Annotated in this window: 17 protein-coding genes and 2 pseudogenes; 6 read left to right on the plus strand and 13 right to left on the minus strand. The window is 70.3% G+C overall.

The genetic code is table 11. From position 1 onward, the window contains the following. Positions 1 to 281 (plus strand): annotated as a pseudogene (locus JWR86_RS06310) (hypothetical protein); the annotation flags it as partial. Between the two features lie 12 nt (positions 282 to 293). Here the strand turns inward: JWR86_RS06310 and JWR86_RS06315 are convergent. The 9 genes from JWR86_RS06315 to JWR86_RS06355 form a co-directional block, all read right to left on the minus strand. Further along, complete coding sequence (locus JWR86_RS06315; RefSeq protein WP_299562362.1) at positions 294 to 1,919, minus strand: ABC transporter ATP-binding protein; 1,626 nt, start codon at positions 1,917 to 1,919, stop codon at positions 294 to 296. A 4-nt stretch (positions 1,920 to 1,923) separates the two neighbouring features. Continuing rightward, positions 1,924 to 2,757 carry an ABC transporter permease gene (locus JWR86_RS06320; RefSeq protein WP_299562365.1) on the minus strand — a complete coding sequence of 278 codons (834 nt, stop codon included), beginning with the start codon at positions 2,755 to 2,757 and terminating at the stop codon, positions 1,924 to 1,926. Further along, a complete protein-coding gene (locus tag JWR86_RS06325) occupies positions 2,754 to 3,725 on the minus strand; it encodes an ABC transporter permease (RefSeq protein WP_299562368.1) in 972 nt (323 codons plus the stop codon). The genes JWR86_RS06320 and JWR86_RS06325 overlap by 4 nt, the downstream gene beginning before the upstream one ends. A gap of 195 nt (positions 3,726 to 3,920) precedes the next feature. Then, positions 3,921 to 5,483, minus strand: coding sequence for an ABC transporter substrate-binding protein (locus tag JWR86_RS06330; RefSeq protein ID WP_299562371.1), 1,563 nt, complete (start codon positions 5,481 to 5,483; stop codon positions 3,921 to 3,923). Positions 5,484 to 5,599: 116 nt separating this feature from the next. Further along, positions 5,600 to 5,881, minus strand: coding sequence for an HPr family phosphocarrier protein (locus JWR86_RS06335; protein WP_299562403.1), 282 nt, complete (start codon positions 5,879 to 5,881; stop codon positions 5,600 to 5,602). A 36-nt stretch (positions 5,882 to 5,917) separates the two neighbouring features. Next, on the minus strand, positions 5,918 to 6,319 hold the full coding sequence (locus JWR86_RS06340; protein ID WP_299562406.1) for a PTS sugar transporter subunit IIA: 402 nt from the start codon (positions 6,317 to 6,319) through the stop codon (positions 5,918 to 5,920). A gap of 84 nt (positions 6,320 to 6,403) precedes the next feature. Next, positions 6,404 to 6,862 carry a hypothetical protein gene (locus JWR86_RS06345; protein WP_299562374.1) on the minus strand — a complete coding sequence of 153 codons (459 nt, stop codon included), beginning with the start codon at positions 6,860 to 6,862 and terminating at the stop codon, positions 6,404 to 6,406. Next, positions 6,859 to 8,556, minus strand: a complete 1,698-nt coding sequence (locus JWR86_RS06350; protein WP_299562409.1) for a stimulus-sensing domain-containing protein — start codon at positions 8,554 to 8,556, stop codon at positions 6,859 to 6,861. The genes JWR86_RS06345 and JWR86_RS06350 overlap by 4 nt, the downstream gene beginning before the upstream one ends. Positions 8,557 to 8,629: 73 nt before the next feature. Continuing rightward, positions 8,630 to 9,328: a response regulator transcription factor gene (locus JWR86_RS06355; RefSeq protein ID WP_299562377.1), complete on the minus strand. Its 699-nt coding sequence runs from the start codon at positions 9,326 to 9,328 to the stop codon at positions 8,630 to 8,632. Between the two features lie 164 nt (positions 9,329 to 9,492). Here JWR86_RS06355 and JWR86_RS06360 point away from each other — a divergent pair, with 164 nt between their 5' ends. Next, complete coding sequence (locus tag JWR86_RS06360; RefSeq protein WP_299562379.1) at positions 9,493 to 10,254, plus strand: DUF2470 domain-containing protein; 762 nt, start codon at positions 9,493 to 9,495, stop codon at positions 10,252 to 10,254. A 119-nt stretch (positions 10,255 to 10,373) separates the two neighbouring features. After that, the gene (locus tag JWR86_RS06365; RefSeq protein WP_299562382.1) at positions 10,374 to 11,999 is read left to right on the plus strand and encodes a phosphoenolpyruvate carboxykinase; all 1,626 of its coding nucleotides are present in this window, start codon (positions 10,374 to 10,376) and stop codon (positions 11,997 to 11,999) included. A gap of 47 nt (positions 12,000 to 12,046) precedes the next feature. On the opposite strand, the gene coaBC is transcribed toward JWR86_RS06365, so the two are convergent. The 3 genes from coaBC to ubiE form a co-directional block, all read right to left on the minus strand. Continuing rightward, positions 12,047 to 13,267: a bifunctional phosphopantothenoylcysteine decarboxylase/phosphopantothenate--cysteine ligase CoaBC gene (coaBC, locus tag JWR86_RS06370; protein ID WP_299562385.1), complete on the minus strand. Its 1,221-nt coding sequence runs from the start codon at positions 13,265 to 13,267 to the stop codon at positions 12,047 to 12,049. 184 nt (positions 13,268 to 13,451) lie between these two features. Beyond that, positions 13,452 to 15,017 carry a 2-polyprenylphenol 6-hydroxylase gene (gene ubiB, locus JWR86_RS06375; RefSeq protein ID WP_299562388.1) on the minus strand — a complete coding sequence of 522 codons (1,566 nt, stop codon included), beginning with the start codon at positions 15,015 to 15,017 and terminating at the stop codon, positions 13,452 to 13,454. A gap of 7 nt (positions 15,018 to 15,024) precedes the next feature. After that, on the minus strand, positions 15,025 to 15,801 hold the full coding sequence (gene ubiE / locus JWR86_RS06380; RefSeq protein ID WP_299562391.1) for a bifunctional demethylmenaquinone methyltransferase/2-methoxy-6-polyprenyl-1,4-benzoquinol methylase UbiE: 777 nt from the start codon (positions 15,799 to 15,801) through the stop codon (positions 15,025 to 15,027). Between the two features lie 117 nt (positions 15,802 to 15,918). Here ubiE and JWR86_RS06385 point away from each other — a divergent pair, with 117 nt between their 5' ends. From JWR86_RS06385 to JWR86_RS06395, 3 genes and pseudogenes are all read left to right on the plus strand, one after another. Then, entirely contained in the window at positions 15,919 to 16,896 is a 978-nt protein-coding gene (locus JWR86_RS06385) for a tripartite tricarboxylate transporter substrate binding protein (RefSeq protein WP_299562394.1), read from the plus strand. Between the two features lie 57 nt (positions 16,897 to 16,953). Next, positions 16,954 to 17,304: a DMT family protein gene (locus tag JWR86_RS06390; protein ID WP_299562397.1), complete on the plus strand. Its 351-nt coding sequence runs from the start codon at positions 16,954 to 16,956 to the stop codon at positions 17,302 to 17,304. A gap of 7 nt (positions 17,305 to 17,311) precedes the next feature. Next, a pseudogene (locus JWR86_RS06395) lies at positions 17,312 to 17,599 on the plus strand (MFS transporter); the annotation flags it as partial. Between the two features lie 170 nt (positions 17,600 to 17,769). Here JWR86_RS06395 and JWR86_RS06400 read toward each other — a convergent pair. Continuing rightward, a partial coding sequence (locus tag JWR86_RS06400; protein ID WP_299562400.1) for a S1 RNA-binding domain-containing protein occupies positions 17,770 to 18,793 on the minus strand: 1,024 nt, incomplete at its 5' end.

Raw genomic sequence — 18,793 nt, forward strand, 5'->3', positions numbered from 1 at the left:
CGGGTTTCGCCATCCTGGGCGAGATCGGCGACCGGCTGCACGGCAAGGCCGTGTTCACGGCCATCGGTGACCCGGTCAATGTCGCGGCCCGGCTCCAGGGGCTGACCAAGGGGCTCGGTGTCGAGGCCGTGGTCTCGGATGCGGTGTTCGAGGCGGCCGGCGCCAAGCCGGACCTGCCCCGCCAGGAGGTCGCCATTTCCGGCCGCGAGGAAAAGCTCTGGGTCCGGCCCATGGCGCAGGCCGGGCAGCGCTGGCGCGAGAGCGCGGTCGAGGCGGCCTGAGCGGCGCCGCCGCTAGAGCGGCCCGGCGAGGTCCAGCCGCGCCCCCACATTCGCGCCGCCCGGCACGCTCGCCAGCAGCGCCCGGGTGTAGGCGTGCTGCGGATCGCGGAACAGCGCCGCGGTCGGCTGCAGCTCGACGATGCGGCCCTTCTGCATCACCGCGATGCGGTCGCACATCTGCGCCGCGACCCGCAGGTCGTGCGTCACGAAGAGGATGGCGAGGCCGAGCCGCTTCTGCAGGTCCTGCATGAGGGCCAGGATCTGCGCCTGGACGGAGACGTCGAGGGCCGAGACGGGCTCGTCCGCGACCAGCACCTCCGGGTCGAGCGCCAGCGCCCGGGCGATGCCGATGCGCTGCCGCTGCCCGCCCGAGAATTCGTGCGGAAAGCGGCTCGCCACCTCGGCCCGGAGCCCGACGAGGTCCAGCAGGGTGCGGGCCTTGGCCATGGCCTCGGCTTTCGGCACGCCCTGGGCGATGGGGCCTTCGGCGATGATGCGGCCCACGGTGCGGCGCGGGTTCAGGGACGCGAAGGGATCCTGGAACACCATCTGGATGCGGCGGCGCAGGGGCCGGAGCTGCCGCTGCGACAACCCGCCGATCGACACGTCGCCAACCTTGATCGAGCCGCTATCCGGCTCGATCAGCCGCATGACGCAGCGGCCGACGGTGGATTTTCCGGAGCCGGATTCGCCGACGAGGCCCAGCGTCTCGCCGCGCTGGATGGCGAAGCTGACGTCGTCGGCGGCCTTCACCTCGCGCCCGCGCCGAAACAGGCCGCGCCCCTTGTAGGTCTTCGACAGGCCGCTGACGTCGAAGGCGCGGGCCGCGCCCCGTAGGTCCTTGGGCGGAGGCGGGATCAGCGAGGGCACGGCGGCCAGGAGCCGCTTGGTGTAGTCGTGCTGCGGTCGCCTGAGCACGTCCTCGGCCCGCCCCGTCTCCACGCAGATGCCGTGCTGCAGCACCGCCACCCGGTCGGCGATCTCGCTCACCACGCCGAAATCGTGGGTGATGAACAGGACGGCCGTGCCGTGCTTCTTCCGCAGCCCGTCCAGCAGCCGCAGGATCTGGGCCTGGGTGGTGACGTCGAGCGCCGTGGTCGGCTCGTCGGCGATGATCAGCTTCGGCTCCATGGCGAGCGCCATGGCGATCATCACGCGCTGGCGCTGGCCGCCCGAAAGCTCGTGCGGGTAGGCGCGGGCGATGGCCTCCGGGTCCGGCAGGCCGACCTCGGCGATGAGCTCCCGGGTGCGGTCACGACGTCGGCGCGCGTCGAGGGCGCCGTGCGCCTCGAACGCCTCGACGATCTGGTCGGACACCCGCATCACCGGGTTCAGCGAGGTCATCGGCTCCTGAAAGATCATGGAGACCTCCCGGCCGCGCACGTCCCGCATCTCGCGCTCGGAGAGCTTCAGCAAGTCGCGCCCGTCCAGCCGGATCGTGCCGGCGGTGGCCTGCACCGTGCGGGGCAGCAATCCCATCACGGCCAGCGCCGTCATGGATTTGCCCGAGCCCGACTCGCCGACCACGCAGAGCGTCTCGCCTCGCTCCACCGTCAGGGACAGGTTCTGGATCGCGCTCGCGCGGTCGCCCGATGTTGGCAGGGCCAGCGTCAGTCCGTCGACCTCGAGAACGGCCATCAGGTCACCTTTCGCGCGCCAGGCGCGGGTTGAGGGCGTCGGACAATCCCTCGCCGACGAGGTTGAGGGCGAGAACGGTCAGGAAGATGGCGAGGCCCGGAAAGAAGGAGATCCACCAGGCGTCGATCAGCCGGGTGCGCCCGGCCCCGATCATGTAGCCCCACGTCATCAGGTTGGGATCGCCGAGCCCCAGGAAGGAGAGCGCGGATTCGAGCAGGATCGCCGAGGCGACCATCAGCGACGCCATCACGATGATGGGCGCGACCGTGTTTGGCAGCACCACGCCGAAAACGATGCGGGTCGTGCTCTGGCCGAGCGTGCGGGCCGCCAGGACATAGTCGCGCGAGCGCAACGACAGCACCTCGCCACGCACCAGCCGCGTCACGGGCGGCCAGGACACGAGCGCGATGGCCAGCACGATCGAGCCGATCGAGGGCTGCAGAATGGCGACCAGCACGATGGCGAGGGCGAAGGACGGGATCGTCTGGAACAGCTCGGTGAAGCGCATGGCGAGGTCGTCCACGATGCCGCCCGCATAGCCGGCCAGGGCGCCGAGCGGCACGCCGATCAGCAGGGCGGCCGCGGTCGAGACGAGGCCGATGCCGAGCGACACCCGGGCGCCGTGGACGAGGCCGGCCGCGACGTCGCGGCCGAGCGCGTCGGTGCCGAGCAAAAAGCGCTCGTTCGCGCCGGGGGCGAGAAACGGCCGGCCCGCCATGCGCCACGGCGATTGCGGGAACCACCATGGCCCGACCATCGCCACGGCAACCACGGCGAGCAGGATCGCGAGCCCGATCAGGGCGCCGCGGTTGCGGGCGAACTGGCGCAGCACCGTCACGCGCCCGCCTCGATGCGAGGGTCCACCAGCCGGTAGACCAGGTCGGTCAGGATGTTGAAGCCCACCACCATGGCCGAGGACACGAAGAACACGCCGAGCAGCACCTGGTAGTCCCGCTGCGCCAGGGCCTCGAACATCAGCCGGCCGATGCCGGGCCAGGCGAACACCGTCTCAGTCAGGACGGCGCCGCCGACGATCTGCCCGGCCTGGAGGCCCGCCAGCGTCACCACCGGCAGCACGGCGTTGCGGGCCACGTGGCGCCGCGTCACGGCCGCCGGCCCCACGCCCTTGGCCCGGGCGGTCCGGACGTAATCGGCCCCTGCGGTCTCCAGCATCGAGGCCCGCATCATGCGGGCATAGAGGGCGGTGAAGAAGAGCCCGAGTGTCAGCGCCGGCAGGATCAGGTGATGGCCGATGTCGAGCGCGCGGGCGAACCCCGTATGGCCGGCCCCGATCGTCTCGTAGCCCACGTTCGGCACGAGGCCGAGCTTCAGCGAGAACACGATCTGGCTCATCAGCGCGATCCAGAACAGCGGCGTGGCGTAGAAGACGAGCGCGCCGAGGGTGATGAGCGTGTCGGCGGGGCGGCCGGCCCGGGCCGCGGCCAGCGCCCCGAACAGGATGCCGAGCCCGAGCGAGATGGCGAAGGCCGTCCCGGTGAGAAGCAGCGTCGCGGGCAGCCGCTCGCCGATCAGCGAGGCGACAGAGCGGTTCTGCCGGTAGCTGAAGCCGAGATCCAGGCTGGCGATGCCCTTCAGGTAGATGCCGAGCTGTTCCACGAGCGGCCGGTCGAGGCCGAAGCGGGTGCGGAGCTGGTCCAGGAAGGCCTGATCGGCCGCCCCCGCCTCGCCGGCCATGACAACGGCGGGGTCGCCCGGCGCGAGGCGGATCAGGAAGAAGTTGAGGATCGCGATCGCCAGCAGGACGACGATGCCCTTCGCGAAGCGGGAGAGAAGGAAGCGCAGCACTAGCGGCGCCCCGTCAGCCCGGAACCCGCCAGGCGAGCCCGGAACACCTTGCGGACGGGGCGTTCAGGGCAGGATGGCGGGCCTCGCACCCCGGACACGTCCTCTCGCTCACCCAGACCCGCACCTCCGCTCACCACGCGCCGGATCCGTCGGGCCCCGGGGACGATGTCCCGCCGCGCCCGCCGGACGAACCCCTCACTGCTTCCAGACGTTCTTCGCCGAGTCGTTGATGCCGACCGCGGTCGAGACCAGATCCTTGACGTTGCAGCGATGCACGGTCGGGAAGTCGAGTTCCAGCAGCCACAGCACCGGCAGGTCGTCAGCCAGGATCTGCTGCACCCGGGTATAGAGCTCCTGGCGCTTCTCGGCCGGCGCGACGGCGGCTTCGGCGAAGAGCCGGTCCACCTCCGGATTGCTGTACTGGCCGACATTGCCGAAGGGGTTCCCCTTGACGATGTTCGACGACACGTAGGAGCGGGCAACGCCCGTGGCCGGGTCCCCGAGCTGGTACAGGAAGTTGAAGGTCAGATCGAAATCGAAGTTCGAGGTGCGCTGCGTCCAGCCGGGCACGTCGGTCGAGACGATCTCCATCTTGATCCCGACCTCCTCGAAATTCTGCTTGATGGCCTCGGCCCAGCGCGACCAGGTCTCGCCATAGGGCAGGCCGAGGAAGCGGATCACCTCGCCCTTGTAGCCCGATGCGGCCACGAGCTCCTTGGCCTTCTTGGGGTCGTAGCTGTAGGTCGGCACGCCGTCGTTGGAATAGAACTTGGTCTTGGACGAGATCGGGCCGGTGGGGATGCGGCCGTAGCCGGACCACACCACGTCGCGGCCGAACTCGCGGTCGATGGCGTGCATCATGGCCTTGCGGAACTGCTTGTTGCCCAGGATGCCGTTCTTGAGGTTGACCGAAACCCAGGCATGGGGAGCGAACATCTCCCAGCCCTTGGTGGTCACGCAGGTGTTGGGCAGCTTGGCGAGCCGGGCCACGTCGAAGATCTCGACCGCGCCGCCGGTCAGCACGTCCACCCGGCCGGTCTCGTAGGCGGTGGCGCGGGCCGCGGCGTCCGGGATGAACTGGAAGTACATCTCGTCCAGATAGGGCCGGCCCTTGTCCCAGTAGCTCTCGTTGCGGACGAGCTTGACGAAGGAGCCCTTGCGCCACTCGCCGAACTTCATGGGCCCGGTGCCGACCGGCGTGTTGTTGGCCGGGTTGGCCCGGTAATCGGTGCCCTCGTACACGTGTTTCGGCACGATCGGGGCGGAGGCGACCTCCTGCGACAGCAGGAATGGGCCGAAGGGCTGCTTCAGCGACACCCGCACGGTGAGGTCGTCGACCTTCTCGATCGCCTTGACTTGGCCGTTGACGATGGGCCGCCAGCGCGGGTGCACCTCGCGCAGGAACTTGTCCAGCGTGAACACCACGTCGTCGGCCGTGAAGGGCTTGCCGTCATGCCAGGTCACGCCCTCCTGAAGCCGGAAGGTGTAGACCGTCTGGTCGGGGGAGATCTCCCAGCTCTTGGCCAGGGATGGCATCGGCTGCAGCTTCTCGTCGTAGCGCAGCAGCGACTCGTAGATGTTGCCGGCGATCATGTTCGTCGGGCCGTTCTGGTTCAGCCCCTGCATGAGCATCGGCGGCTCGGGCGTCACGACGACCTGCAGGGCGCCGCCGGATTTGGGTGCCTGCGCCAGGGCCGGCAGGGGCACGGCGGCGAGCAGGGTCGCGGCCGACAGGAGACGGATCCAGCTTCTCGACATCGCAACCTTCCGGGCAGCGGGGAACGCGTCCGCTCCCCGCAAGGATTAGACCGGGGCGCCGAAGGGGCGTCAATCGGCCGCCGGGCGTCGGTTGCCGGGGGAGTGCCGCCGGAAGCCTACTCGTCCTCGCCGAAGCGCCCGGCCACCAGCGCGGCGATCGCCTCAAGGCTCTCCTCGGCGTCGTGCCCCTTGGCCGTTACCGTGATGGTGGTGCCGCGCGCGGCCCCGAGCGTCAGCAGACCCATGATGGAGCGGCCGCCCACCGTCTCGCCGCACCGGGTCACGGTGACGGCGGCGTCGAAGCGCTCCACCGTCTGGACGAACTTCGCCGAGGCGCGCGCATGCAGGCCCTTTCGGTTCACGATCGGGAGCACGCGGAAGCTCACCCCCTCGGGCATCTCGCCCGGCGGGCAATCGGCATCACTCTCCACGAGTTACTTTCCGGCGAGAACGCGGGACGCGACGTTGATGTACTTCCGGCCCGCCTCCTGGGCGTGCAGGACGGCGTCGCGCAGGATCTCCTCGTCCCGCACAGAGGCGAGCTTGATCAGCATCGGCAGGTTGATCCCCGCCACGACCTCGACCGAGCCGCCGTTCATGCAGGAGAGCGCGAGGTTCGACGGCGTGCCGCCGAACATGTCCGTCAGGACGACCACGCCCTGGCCGGTATTGACCCGGCACACCGCGGACATGATGTCGCGCCGGCGCACATCCATGTCGTCCTCGGGGCCGATGGTCACCGTCTCGAGCTGATCCTGAGGTCCGACGACGTGTTCCAGCGCGTACCGGAACTCCGTCGCGAGCTGCCCGTGCGTGACGAGCACCATGCCGATCATGAGAACGAGGTTTCCCCACCCGAAGGCGAAGGTGACATTTTTGTGCACTGCGATGCCCAAAGCAAGTGTTGTGCGACCATTTGCTCAGGGAAGGGCCAAGGCCGTGTCGTTCAGGTCACGGATTCGCCACTGGATCAGGTCTTCGGCTTCCGGAAGGGCGGCGGCGAGGCGCGGAAGCCAGATACCGGCGATCTCGACGCGGCGCTCCGCCGCGGTGGGCAGCCGCGGCGGCGCCTCGAGATCCACCACGAGGCTGACCACGCAGGCCGGCTCATGCGGCACGCGGACAAGCCCGATGCCCCGGATCTCGATCACCCCGGCGATCGCCGGCACGGGCCGGGCGATGAGCCGGCCGCCCGCCCGCAACAGGATCGTGCGGTCATCCGCCACCAGCCGGCCGAACAGGCCAGCGTCCCGGGCGCGGCAGATCAGGCGGCGCGCGAGCGTCGACTTGCCGGCGCCTGACGGGCCGCGGATCAGCAGGCCCCGCTCCCCCAGAACCAGCGCGGTCGCGTGGACGGCGCCGGAGCCGGGCGCGGTCACGCCGGCCCGTGGGCCGGCAGCCGGATGGTGAAGCGGGCGCCGCTGCGGCCGCTCTCCGGGCCGCGGTTGGCGGCCCGGATCGTGCCTCGATGCGCCTCCACGATCTGGCGCGAGATGGACAGGCCGAGCCCGGAATTCTGCCCGAAGCCCTGTTCGGGCCGGTCGGTGTAGAACCGCTCAAACACCCGCTCCAGGGCATGCGGCGGGATGCCGGGCCCCTGGTCCTCGACTGTCAGCACGACGTCACCGCGGTCTCGCGCCAGGCGGACCCAGATGGCGCCCTCCGGCGGCGAGAACGAGCGGGCGTTGTCGAACAGGTTGTTCACCACCTGGCTGAGCCGGCTGTCGTGGCCGCTGACCACGAAGGCGCCCGGCCCGGCGGCCTCGTCCACCTCCAGGTCGATGCGGGCCTCGTGCGGGCGCCGGCGCTCGTTGGCCACCACCACCACGGTTTCGAGGAGAAGGCGCAGGTCGATCGGCTCGGAATCCGCCCGCGCCAGTTCGGCGTCGAGTCGCGAGGCGTCCGAGATGTCGGTGATCAAGCGGTCGAGCCGCCGCACGTCGTGCTGGATGATGGACATCAGCCGGCCGCGCGATTCCTCCGACCGGGCCAGCGGCAGGGTCTCCACGGCGCTGCGCAGCGAGGTGAGCGGATTTTTCAGCTCGTGCGCGACGTCGGCGGCGAAGGATTCGATGGCCTCGATCCGAAGATACAGGGCGTTGGTCATGTCCCGGAGCGCGCCGGACAGGTGACCGATCTCGTCCGACCGCGAGGTCAGGTCCGGGATTTCCTGCCGGGCCTTGCTCCCGTGCCGCACCCGCTCGGCCGCATCCGCGAGGCGCCGCACCGGCCCGGCGATGCCGTTGGCCATCAGGTAGGACAGCACCATCATGACGGCGCCGGCCATCAGGAAGGTTTGAAGCAGCGCGAACCGCTCCGAGGCGATGGCGGCGTCGATGTCGCCGCGCTGGGTGGAGAGCAGCAGGGCGCCCTTCACAGCCCGCTGGCGCTGGATCGGCACGGCCACGGACACAATGGTCTCGCCACGGCTGTCCGCCCGGACGGTGTGGGTCGAGCTGCCGCCGAGCGCGCGCTGCACCTCGGGCAGGTTGCGGGCGTTCTGGGGGCCGATCTCCTCGAAACGCGGCCGGTCGCGCCGGAACAATCCGGCGATCCAGCGCCAACTCCGCTCCAGCAGCGTGGGTTCAGGCGCCACCACGGGGATGTCCGGGCGGGACACGTCGCCGCGGCTGTACAGGGTTCGGGTGTCGAGGGTCAGGACTCCGTCCCGGTCGTAGATCCGCGCCCGCGTTCCGGTGGGGCCAACGAGGCGGCGCAGCAGGGGCGCGACCCGCTCCGGGTTGATCGAGAATTCGAGCGGCGACACGGGCTCGTCGCCCACCCCGTCTCCGGCCTGCATCTCCAGCAGCTTGTCGGGATCGGTCAGGATGGTGCCGGCATCGACGGTGGCCGAGGCGGCGATCGCCCCGGCGATGATGTCGCCCTGGATCAGCAGGCTCTGGACCCTGGCCTCGATCAGGCTCTGCCGGAAGGTCGAGAAGGTCAGAAAGGTGACCGAGAGCGCGACCAGCCCGGCGATGTTCAGGAAGATGATGCGGCGCTTCAGGCTGGACGACGCCTGCGCCAGAACGGCCCGGCCGGCGCGCCGGGCCCAAGTGCCGAGCCACAGCAGGCGAGCGCCGGCGCCGCTGGCCGCCGGACTGTCCGGGAGCGCCTCCGCGGCCGCGGCCCGGGCGGTTCCCGGCCTAGGCTTCCTTGAAGCGATAGCCGACACCGTAGAGGGTCTCGATCATGTCGAAGGCGGAATCGGCCACCTTGAACTTCTTGCGGAGCCGCTTGATGTGGCTGTCGATGGTGCGGTCGTCGACATAGACCTGGTCGTCATAGGCCGCGTCCATCAGGGCGTTGCGGCTCTTGACCACGCCCGGCCGGGTGGCCAGCGCCTGCAGGATCAGGAACTCGGTCACGGTCAGGGTGACGGGCTCGTCCTTCCAGGTGCAGGTGTGCCGCTCGGGATCCATCTTCAGAAGCCCGCGTTCGAGCGCCTTGGCGTCGGTCTCGCGCGGGCTCGCGGCGTCCTTGGGCGCGCCGCGGCGGAGCACGGCCTTGACCCGCTCCACCAGGAGCCGCTGCGAGAAGGGCTTCCGGATGAAGTCGTCGGCGCCCATCTTGAGGCCGAACAGTTCGTCGATCTCCTCATCCTTGGAGGTGAGGAAGATCACCGGCATGTCCGACTTCTGGCGCAGGCGGCGGAGCAGCTCCATCCCGTCCATGCGGGGCATCTTGATGTCCAGGATGGCAAGATCGACCGGGGATTGCCGCATGCCGTCGAAGGCTGAGGCGCCATCCGTGTAGGTCTGGATGCGGTAACCCTCGGCTTCCAGCGCGATGGTCACGGAGGTCAGGATGTTCCGATCGTCATCCACGAGAGCGATGGTGGGCATTCATGTCCCCGGGTACCGGCCGGCGGTGCGGCCGAGATTGACGTGGCTTTCGACGAACGTCGCCCGCGCGGCGCTCGTCCACACATGAATCTGGGCGCCTGTCTAAGACAGCCGACCCCGCTTGCCAAATCCCCGCCGGCCCACTCCTCCGCGAAGCTCCAGCCATGACCTCCGACGCGACCTCGTCCGATCCCGCCTTCGACGCCCCGGCCCTCGCCCGCCGCCTGCTCCGGACGGTGCGGTCCGGCGCACTCGCCACCCTGGACCGGGACACGGGAGCGCCGTTCTGCTCCCTGGTCACGGTCGCGACCGACATGGACGGCTCGCCCCTGCTGCTGCTGTCGCGCCTCGCTGCGCACACCGCCAATCTGGAGCGCGAGCCGCGCGCCTCGTTGCTGCTCGGGCTGGGCGGCAAGGGCGACCCGCTCGCGCATCCCCGCCTGACGCTGTCCGGTCGGGTGGTGACGGCGGAGGGGCCGCAGGCCCGGCGGCGCTTCCTGGCTCGCCACCCCAAGGCCGAGCTCTACGCCGACTTCCCGGATTTCGGCTTCCGCCGGCTCGCGCTCGAGGGCGCGCATCTCAACGGCGGTTTCGCCCGGGCGGCCCGTCTCCGTCCGGCCGAGCTCCTGGTCGACATGGGCCCCGCGGCAGCCCTGGCCGAGGCGGAGCACGGCGCAGTCGCTCACCTGAACGCCGATCACCCGGACGCCCTCCAGCTCTACGCGGTGCAGCTCGCCGGGTGCCCGGCGGGACCCTGGCGGGCGACCGGGCTGGACCCCGAAGGGCTCGACCTGCTGGCCGGGGACCTCACGGCCCGGGTCGTGTTTCCGAGCCCGGTGAACACGGCCGCGGAGCTTCGGGGCGTCCTGGTGGCGCTCGCCGCCGAGGCCCGGGCGGCCGCCGAAGCGCCGTCGACCGGTAACTAAGAGACGCAGGCGACTTGAGCGCCGGGGAGCAATTCGGGTAAGGGCCAAGCAATCTTCGGTCCCGCGCGCGCGCCGCGCCTGTCCCGGACCGAGCAGCAGCGCTCCCGGAGGATACGCAGTTGGGCAAGCAGGCGGCCGATCTCGGTGTCCACAACCCGAACCATGGCGCAGAGGCGTTTGGGTTTCGCAACCTCGCGTCTGTCGCCTGGAACCTGGAGGCGGCGGCGCTCGCCGAGCGCGCCGTCGCGGCAGGCGAGGCGCACCTGATTCAGGGCGGCGCGCTGGCGGCCGATACCGGAATCCACACCGGCCGCTCGCCGAAGGACAAGTTCGTGGTCCGCGATGCCGAGACCGAGAACGAGGTCTGGTGGGAAAATAACGGTTCCATCACGCGCGAGCAGTTCGACGTCATCCTGGCGGATTTCATCAAACATGCCGAGGGCAAGGCCCTCTACGCCCAGGACCTCTATGGCGGCGCCGACCCGGCGCACCGGGTCAAGGCGCGCGTCTATACGGAATACGCCTGGCACTCGATGTTCATCCGCAACCTGCTGATCCGGCCGGAGCGGGGCGACCTGCCGGGCTTCGTGCCCGAGCTGACCATCATCGACCTGCCGAGCTTCAAGGCCGACCCGGCCCGCCACGGCTGCCGCTCCGAGACGATCATTGCCTGCGACTTCACGCGCAAGATCGTGCTGATCGGCTCCTCGTCCTATGCCGGCGAGATGAAGAAATCGGTCTTCACGTACCTGAACTACATCCTTCCCAAAAAGAAGGTCATGCCGATGCACTGCTCGGCCAATTCAGGCCCCGGCGGGGATTCGGCCGTGTTCTTCGGCCTGTCGGGCACCGGCAAGACGACGCTGTCGAACGATCCTGACCGCATGCTCATCGGCGACGACGAGCACGGCTGGAGCCAGAACGGCATCTTCAACTTCGAGGGCGGCTGCTACGCGAAGACCATCCGGCTGTCGCGCGACGCGGAGCCGGAAATCTACGCCACGACCGAGCGCTTCGGAACGGTTCTGGAGAACGTGGTCTACGACCCGATCACCCGCGAGCCGGATTTCGACGACGGGTCGAAGACCGAGAACGCGCGCTGCGCCTACCCGATCGACTTCATCGCCAACGCCTCGAAGACGGGCCGGGCCGGCCACCCGAAGAACATCGTCATGCTGACGGCCGACGCCTTCGGCGTGCTGCCGCCCATCGCCAAGCTGACCCCGGCCGAGGCGATGTACCACTTCCTGTCCGGGTACACGGCCAAGGTCGCCGGCACCGAGAAGGGGCTCAAGGGCCCCGAGGCGACCTTCTCGACCTGCTTCGGCGCGCCCTTCATGCCGCGCCACCCCTCGGTCTACGGCAACCTGCTGCGTGACCTGATCGCCCGGCACCATGTCGATTGCTGGCTGGTGAACACCGGCTGGACCGGCGGCGGCGTTGCGACCGGCGGTCGCCGCATGCCGATCCGGGTGACCCGCCGGCTGCTCACGGCGGCGATCGACGGCTCGCTGGCCCGGGCCGATTTCCGGCGCGATCCGTATTTCGGCTTTGCCGTGCCGACCTCCGTGCCGGGCGTCGAGCCGCACATCCTCTACCCGGTGAAGACCTGGCAGAACAAAGCCGAGTTCGCCGAAACGGCGAAGCGGCTCGTGACCATGTTCCAGGAGAACTTCAAGCGCTTCGCCGACCATGTCGACGCGGACGTCCGGGCGGCAGAGCCGCACATGTCCATCGCGGCCTAGGGCCGCGCTTCAGTCCGCGCCCCGGGCGGCGGCGCGGACTGGACGCCTCAGCGCCCGGCCAGCATCTCGGCGCAGCGCGCCACGAGCCGGCGCGCCACCTCCTCCTTGGGCAGGTCCGGCCAGTCCTCCACCGTCTCGGCCGTAACGAGATGGACGGCGTTGCGGGCGCCGCCCATGATCCCGGTTTCAGGCGAGACGTCGTTCGCGACGATCAGGTCGCAGCCCTTGCGGGCCAGTTTCGTGCGGGCATGCGCCACCACGTGCTCGGTCTCGGCCGCGAAGCCGACCACGACAGCCGGGCGGCTCTCCGTCCGTCCGGCCACGGTCGCCAAGATGTCCGGGTTCAGCGCGAGCCGGAGCGGCGGGGGCTCGGCTCCGTCCTTCTTGATCTTCTGAGCCGCGGCACCGGCGGCGCGCCAATCGGCCACGGCGGCCGCAAACACGGCGATGTCGGCCGGCAGCGCCGCCTCGACCGCAGCCAGCATCTCGCGCCCGGTCTCGACCCGCAGCACCGCAACCCCCGGGGGGTCGGGCAGGGCCACCGGGCCGGACACCAGGGTCACCCGGGCCCCGGCGGCGGCGGCGGCGGCCGCGATGGCGTGGCCCTGGCGGCCCGAGGAGCGGTTGGCCAGATAGCGCACGGGGTCGAGCGGCTCATGCGTCGGGCCCGAGGTGACGAGCACGTGCCGGCCGGCGAGCGCCGCGCGGCCGCCCTCCTGGCCGGCGCCGAGCAGCCCCTCCACGGCGTCCGCGATCTCGGTCGGCTCGGCCATGCGGCCGGGCCCCCATTCCGCCTCCGCCATGGCGCCGTCGTTTGGCCCCGCGGTCCGGATGCCATCGGCGAGAAGCGTGGCCATGTTCCGGCGCGTGGCCGCGTGCTGCCACATGCGCACATTCATGGCGGGCGCCACGAGGATCGGCAGCGTGGTGGCGAGCAGCACCGTGGAGGCGAGGTCGTCGGCGAGGCCCGCCGCCATCTTGGCCAGGAGGTTGGCGGTGGCCGGCGCCACCACGACCATGTCCGCGTCGCGGGCGAGCCGGATATGGCCGATCTCGGCCTCCGTCTCGCGGTCGAACAGATCGGTATGGGCCCGGTCGCCCGAAAGGGCGGCCGCGGCCAGCGGCGTGACGAAGCGCTGGGCGCCGGCGGTCAGGATGCAGCGCACGCCCGCTCCGCGCTCGCGCAGCCGACGGATGAGGTCGAGGGATTTGTAGGCCGCGATGCCGCCGCCGATGACGAGGAGGATGCGGCGGCCGGAAAGGGTCATGTCTCACTCGTGCCCGGACAGGGCAGGCGGCGAGGCCCGCCAAGGCTTGCTGCTCGTGGTGCCGGTCACGACTGTGACGTCGCGCCTGGCCGCGCCCGCCGCGATGCCCGGCCCGCGACCGCGTGTCGCTCGGGCCGCACCATGCACACCGGCCTGCCTGTCGACAAGACGGGCCGGGCGCGCCTCAGCCGCCTGAGAGCGCCATCACGACCAGCATCAGCACCACCACCCAGATCCCGGCCGCGATGAACCGCAGGGAGCGGGTCGGGTGGCGGCCGGTGCCGAACACCGTCTCGCGTTCGAGCGCGATGCCGCGGTCGGCGGCGGCGTCGAGCTTGGCCAGGAGCCGCTCGGCCTGCTGGGCCATCACGGGCAGGTCGCCGGCCACGCGGGCCAGCGCGAGCAGGCCGCGGCCGGCCTCCTCGGCACGTCCGATGGGGCCGAGATTGCGCTCGATCCAGCTCCGGACCACGGGCTCGGACACGGCCCAGATGTCGAGCCGCGGGTCGAGCGAGCGGGCGACCCCTTCGACCACCACCATGGTCTTCTGCAGCATCACGAGCTCGGTCCGGGTCTCCATGTCGAACAGGGAGGTGATCTCGAACAGCAGCGTCAGCAGCCGGGCCATCGAGATCTGGTCGGCCCGGCGCCGGTGGATCGGCTCGCCGATGGCCCGGATCGCCTGAGCGAAGTCCTCGACCGAGTGCCGGGCCGGCACGTAGCCGGCCTCGAAATGCACCACCGCGACGCGCCGGTAGTCGCGCAGAATGAAGCCGAGCAGGATCTCGGCCAGGAAGCGCCGCTCCTTCATGCCGAGCCGGCCCATGATGCCGGTGTCCACCGCGACCAGCCGGCCTTGCGGATCGACCATTAGATTTCCGGGATGCATGTCGGCGTGGAAGAAGCCGTCCCGGATGGCGTGGCGCAGAAAGGACTGGATCACCGTCTTGGCCAGCGCCGCCCGGTCGTGGCCGGCGGCCTCGATCGCGTCCAGCCGGTGCAGCGGGATGCCGTCGATCCACTCGGTGACGAGCACGTCGCGGCCGGTCAGCTCCCAATCCGGGTGGGGAACGCGGAAATCGGGATCGCCCTCGGTGTTCTCGGCGAGTTCGGACAGGGCCGCCGCCTCGAGGCGCAGGTCGGTTTCCACCGCGACCGAGCGGGCCAGCGTTTCCACGATCTCCGTCGGCCGCAGGCGGCGGGCCACGGGCAGGCGGCGCTCGGCGAGCCGGGCCGCGAAGCGCATGGCCTGGAGGTCGCGGGCAAAGCGCTCCCGCACGCCGGGCCGCACCACCTTGACGGCGAGATCGCGCCCGTCGAGCCGCGCGGTGGCGCGGTGCACCTGGGCGATGGAGGCGGCCGCGACGGGCGGCCCGAATTCGGCAAAGGCCTGGTCGAGAGGTCGGCCGAGCGACAGCTCCACCATGGCCACCGCCTCGGCCTGGCTGAACGGCGGCATCCTGTCCTGCAGGCTTTCGAGGTCCCGTGAGGCCGCCGCCCCGACGATGTCGGGCCGGGTCGCCAGGAACTGGCCGAATTTCACATAGGAGGGCCCGAGCCGGGTCAGGGCCGCCGAAAGCCGGGCCGCGCCGGAAGCTGCGCCGCGCCGCTCCAGGAGGCGGGCGAGCCGGATGGCGAGTTGCGCGCCCGGCGGCAGGGCGGAGGGATCGACCAGCGCCAGCGCGCCCTCGCGCGCCAGCACGAAGCCGGCCCGAAGATTGCGGGCGAGGTGGACAAGGCCGGCGATCATGCCCGGATCAGACCTTCCAGCCGGAATGAATGGCCACGATGCCGGCCGAGAGCGGACGGTGCGTGACGTGGCGGAAGCCGGCCTGCTCGATCATGCCCGAGAAGGCGCCCGGCGGCGGAAAGCGGCGGATCGATTCCACGAGGTACTGGTAGGAATCCCGATCCTTGGCCACCCATTCGCCGAGCCGCGGGATCACCCCGAAGGAATAGGCCTCATAGAGCCGGTCCAGACCCGGCACGTCGACACGCGAGAATTCGAGGCAGAGAAAGCGCGAGCCGGGCCGGAGCACGCGATGCGCCTCCGCCAGGGCGCGCTCGATGCGGGGCACGTTGCGGATGCCGAAGGCGATCGTGTAGCCGTCATACGCCCGGTCTTCGAACGGCAGCTCTTCGGCATTCGCTTCCACGAAGGCGACCCGGTCCTCGTCCCGCTTGGCGGCCCGTTCGCGGCCGACCGCCAGCATGCCGGCATTTATGTCGGCCACCGTGACGCGGGTTCCTGGCCCGCCGGCCTCGGCCACGCGAAAGGCCACGTCGCCGGTGCCGCCGGCCACGTCGAGATGGCGGAACGGGCGCGTGCGGGACGGCCTCAGCATCGCGACCAGGGTGCGCTTCCAGAGCCGGTGCAGGCCCGCCGACATCAGGTCGTTCATGACGTCGTAGCGGGAGGCGACCGAATGGAAGACCTCGTCGACGCGGGCCTGCTTCTCGCTGAGCGGCACCTCGCCGAAACCGAAATGAGTGGTGGCGGGCTCGGTGTCGGGGGCGGGCGGACCGATATTCATCCCCCGCGCATAACGAAAGCGCGCGCGAAGCGCCACGCGGCGCGTCGGAGCAGCCGGAATTGTGCTGGCGCGCCGCCTCGCGCAAGATCGCCCCAGCCACCCTCAGGCGGGTCCGACATGCCGATCACCACGCGCCGCACTGTCCTGGCGGGAGCCGCCGCTTCCCTAGCCGCCCCCTCCCTGGCTCATGCCCAGAGCTGGCCGGAGGGTCGCCAGATCACCCTGCTCGTGCCCTTTCCGGCCGGAGGCGGCACGGACGTGGTGGCAAGGGTCATCGCCGATCGGCTGGGGGCCATCACCAAGGGCCGCTTCATCGTCGAGAACCGGCCGGGCGGCGGGGGCAGCATCGGCTACCTGGCAGCGACGCGGGCGCCGCCGGACGGCCTCACGGTCATGCTGACCTCCTCGGCGGTCGCCACCATGCCGTTCCTCTACCCGAGCAAGGGCTACGAGCCGCTGCGCGACCTCATGCCGGTCAGCATGGTGGCGGCGGCCCCGAGCCTGCTCTGCGTCGGGCCCTCGGTCTCCGCCCGCACGCTGGCGGATTTCGTGGCCGAGGCCCGCAAGCGGCCGGGCGAACTGACCTATGCGTCGGCCGGCATCGGCAGCGGCCTCCACCTCTCGGCCGAGCTGTTCAACAAGCTGGCCGGCCTCAGCATCAAGCACGTGCCCTACAAGGGCGCGGCGCTGGCCACCGGGGACCTTCTGGGCGGCCGCATCGACATGATCGTGGACAACCTGCCGTCGGTGCGGCCGCTGGTCGAAGGCGGCAAGCTGCGGGCGCTCGGCATCACGAGCCGGGGCCGCTCGAAACTCGCCCCGGAGGTGCCGCCGATTGCCGACGTGGTCCCGGATTACGAGTTCGTGGCCTGGTTCGGGGTCTACCTTCCGGCCAAGGCGCCGGCCGGCATGGCCGAGGCGCTGCATGCGGCCCTGGCCCAGGTTTCGGCGTCGCCGGACATCCAGGAGCGCACCGCCGTGCTCGGCATCGAGGTGAGCGCCACGAGCCCGGCCGAGTTCCGGGCGTTCATGGAAGCCGACATGGCGAAATGGGGACGGCTCGTGAAGGAGCTCGGCATCTCGGCGGACGGCTAGGCTGCTCGCCGGCCCGGGCGGCCCACGCTAGGCAGGTGATCTGCCGGAGCCCGCTCGATGTCGCTGAATGCCCTGACGCCCGTTGCCCTTCTGCTGGCCTCGAACGTCTTCATGACCTTCGCCTGGTACGGCCATCTGCGCTTTGCCGACAAGCCGCTGTGGATCGTCGTGCTGGCGAGCTGGGGCATCGCCTTCTTCGAATACTGGCTCGCGGTGCCGGCCAACCGCTGGGGCCACGCGCATTGGACCGCGGCCGAGCTGAAGACCATGCAGGAGGTGATCACCCTTCTGGTCTTCGCCGTGTTCTCGGTCGCCTATCTCGGTGAAGCCTTCACCTGGAATCACGCGGTCGGTTTCGGGCTGATCGTGGCCGGGGCGTTCTTTGTCTTCATGGGGCCGCTCGGCTGAGCCTGCGGCGGCCATGCTGCCGCCGGTGGGCCAGAAGCTCGCGCTGGTGAGCCCCGAACTCGGGACGACGCTGATCGCGATCTGCATCGTGGCCGCCCAATGCGTGATGGTGCCGGTCGCCACGCTGGTCGGCGGCAAGGCGGATGTGTGGGGCCGCAAGCCGATCTTCCTGGTCGCCTTCGCGGTGCTGGCGGCCCGCGGCGCGCTCTGCACCGTGTCAGACAGCACGGCCTGGCTCGTCGGCGTGCAGCTTCTGGCCGGGGTCGCGGCCTTCGGACTCGCCGTGTTCGCCATCGCCACGCCGGAGACGAGCCGGAGCGCCCCGTCCGGGCCCGAGGCCGAGAAGCGGGCTGCACAGGCCGCCTAAGCCCCGCGCCCGGCCGGAGGCGGCCCCGGGGCCAGACACGAAAAGGCCCGCGCCGGTGGGGGCGCGGGCCTCGGGACGTCCGGTTCGTGGGCCGGTCGTTACTTCTTGTCGCCGGCCTTCCGGAGGGCCGCGCCGAGGATTTCGCCGAGCGAGGCGCCGCTGTCGGACGAGCCGAACTGAGCGATCGCTTCCTTCTCCTCGTACACTTCCAGCGCCTTGATCGACAGCGTGACGCGGCGCGCCTTGCGGTCGAACATGGTGACCCGGGCATCGACCCGCTCACCGGCGGAGAAGCGCTCCGGCCGCTGGTCGGGCCGCTCGCGGGCGAGCTCGGCACGGCGGATGAAGGTCTGCATGTCCGTATCGACGATCTTCACCTCGATGCCGGAATCCTTGACCTCGATCACCTCGCAGGTGACGACCTGACCCTTCCGGATCTCGCCGGCATCGGCGAAGGGGTCGCCCGCCAGCTGCTTGATGCCGAGCGAGATGCGCTCCTTCTCGACGTCGACGTCGAGCACCTGTGCCCGGACCACGTCGCCCTTCTTGAACTCGTCGATGACCTGCTCGCCCGGCCGGCTCCAATCGAGATCGGACAGGTGGATCATGCCGTCGACATCGTTCTCGAGACCGATGAACAGCCCGAACTCGGTCTTGTTCTTGACCTCGCCCTCGACGGTGGAGCCCACCGGGTGCTGCTCGGCAAAGGCCTCCCACGGGTTCTGCAGGGTCTGCTTGAGACCCAGCGAGATGCGCCGCTTGACGGGATCGACCTCGATGATCTGCACCTCGACCTCCTGGGAGGTGGAGACGATCTTGCCCGGATGGACGTTCTTCTTCGTCCAGGACATCTCGGAGACGTGGATGAGGCCTTCGATGCCCGGCTCGAGCTCAACGAACGCACCGTAATCGGTGATGTTCGTGACGCGACCCTTGAGCTTGGCGTCGACCGGATAGCGCTGGGCGATGCCCTCCCACGGATCGGCGAGGAGCTGCTTGATGCCGAGCGAGATGCGGTGCGTCTCGTGGTTGATCTTGATGATCTTGACCTTGACCGTCTGGCCGATGTTGACGACCTCGGACGGGTGATTGACCCGGCGCCACGCCATGTCGGTGACGTGC

This window comes from Enterovirga sp. (genome assembly GCF_028290205.1).
In the GTDB taxonomy this organism is placed as follows: domain Bacteria; phylum Pseudomonadota; class Alphaproteobacteria; order Rhizobiales; family Beijerinckiaceae; genus Enterovirga.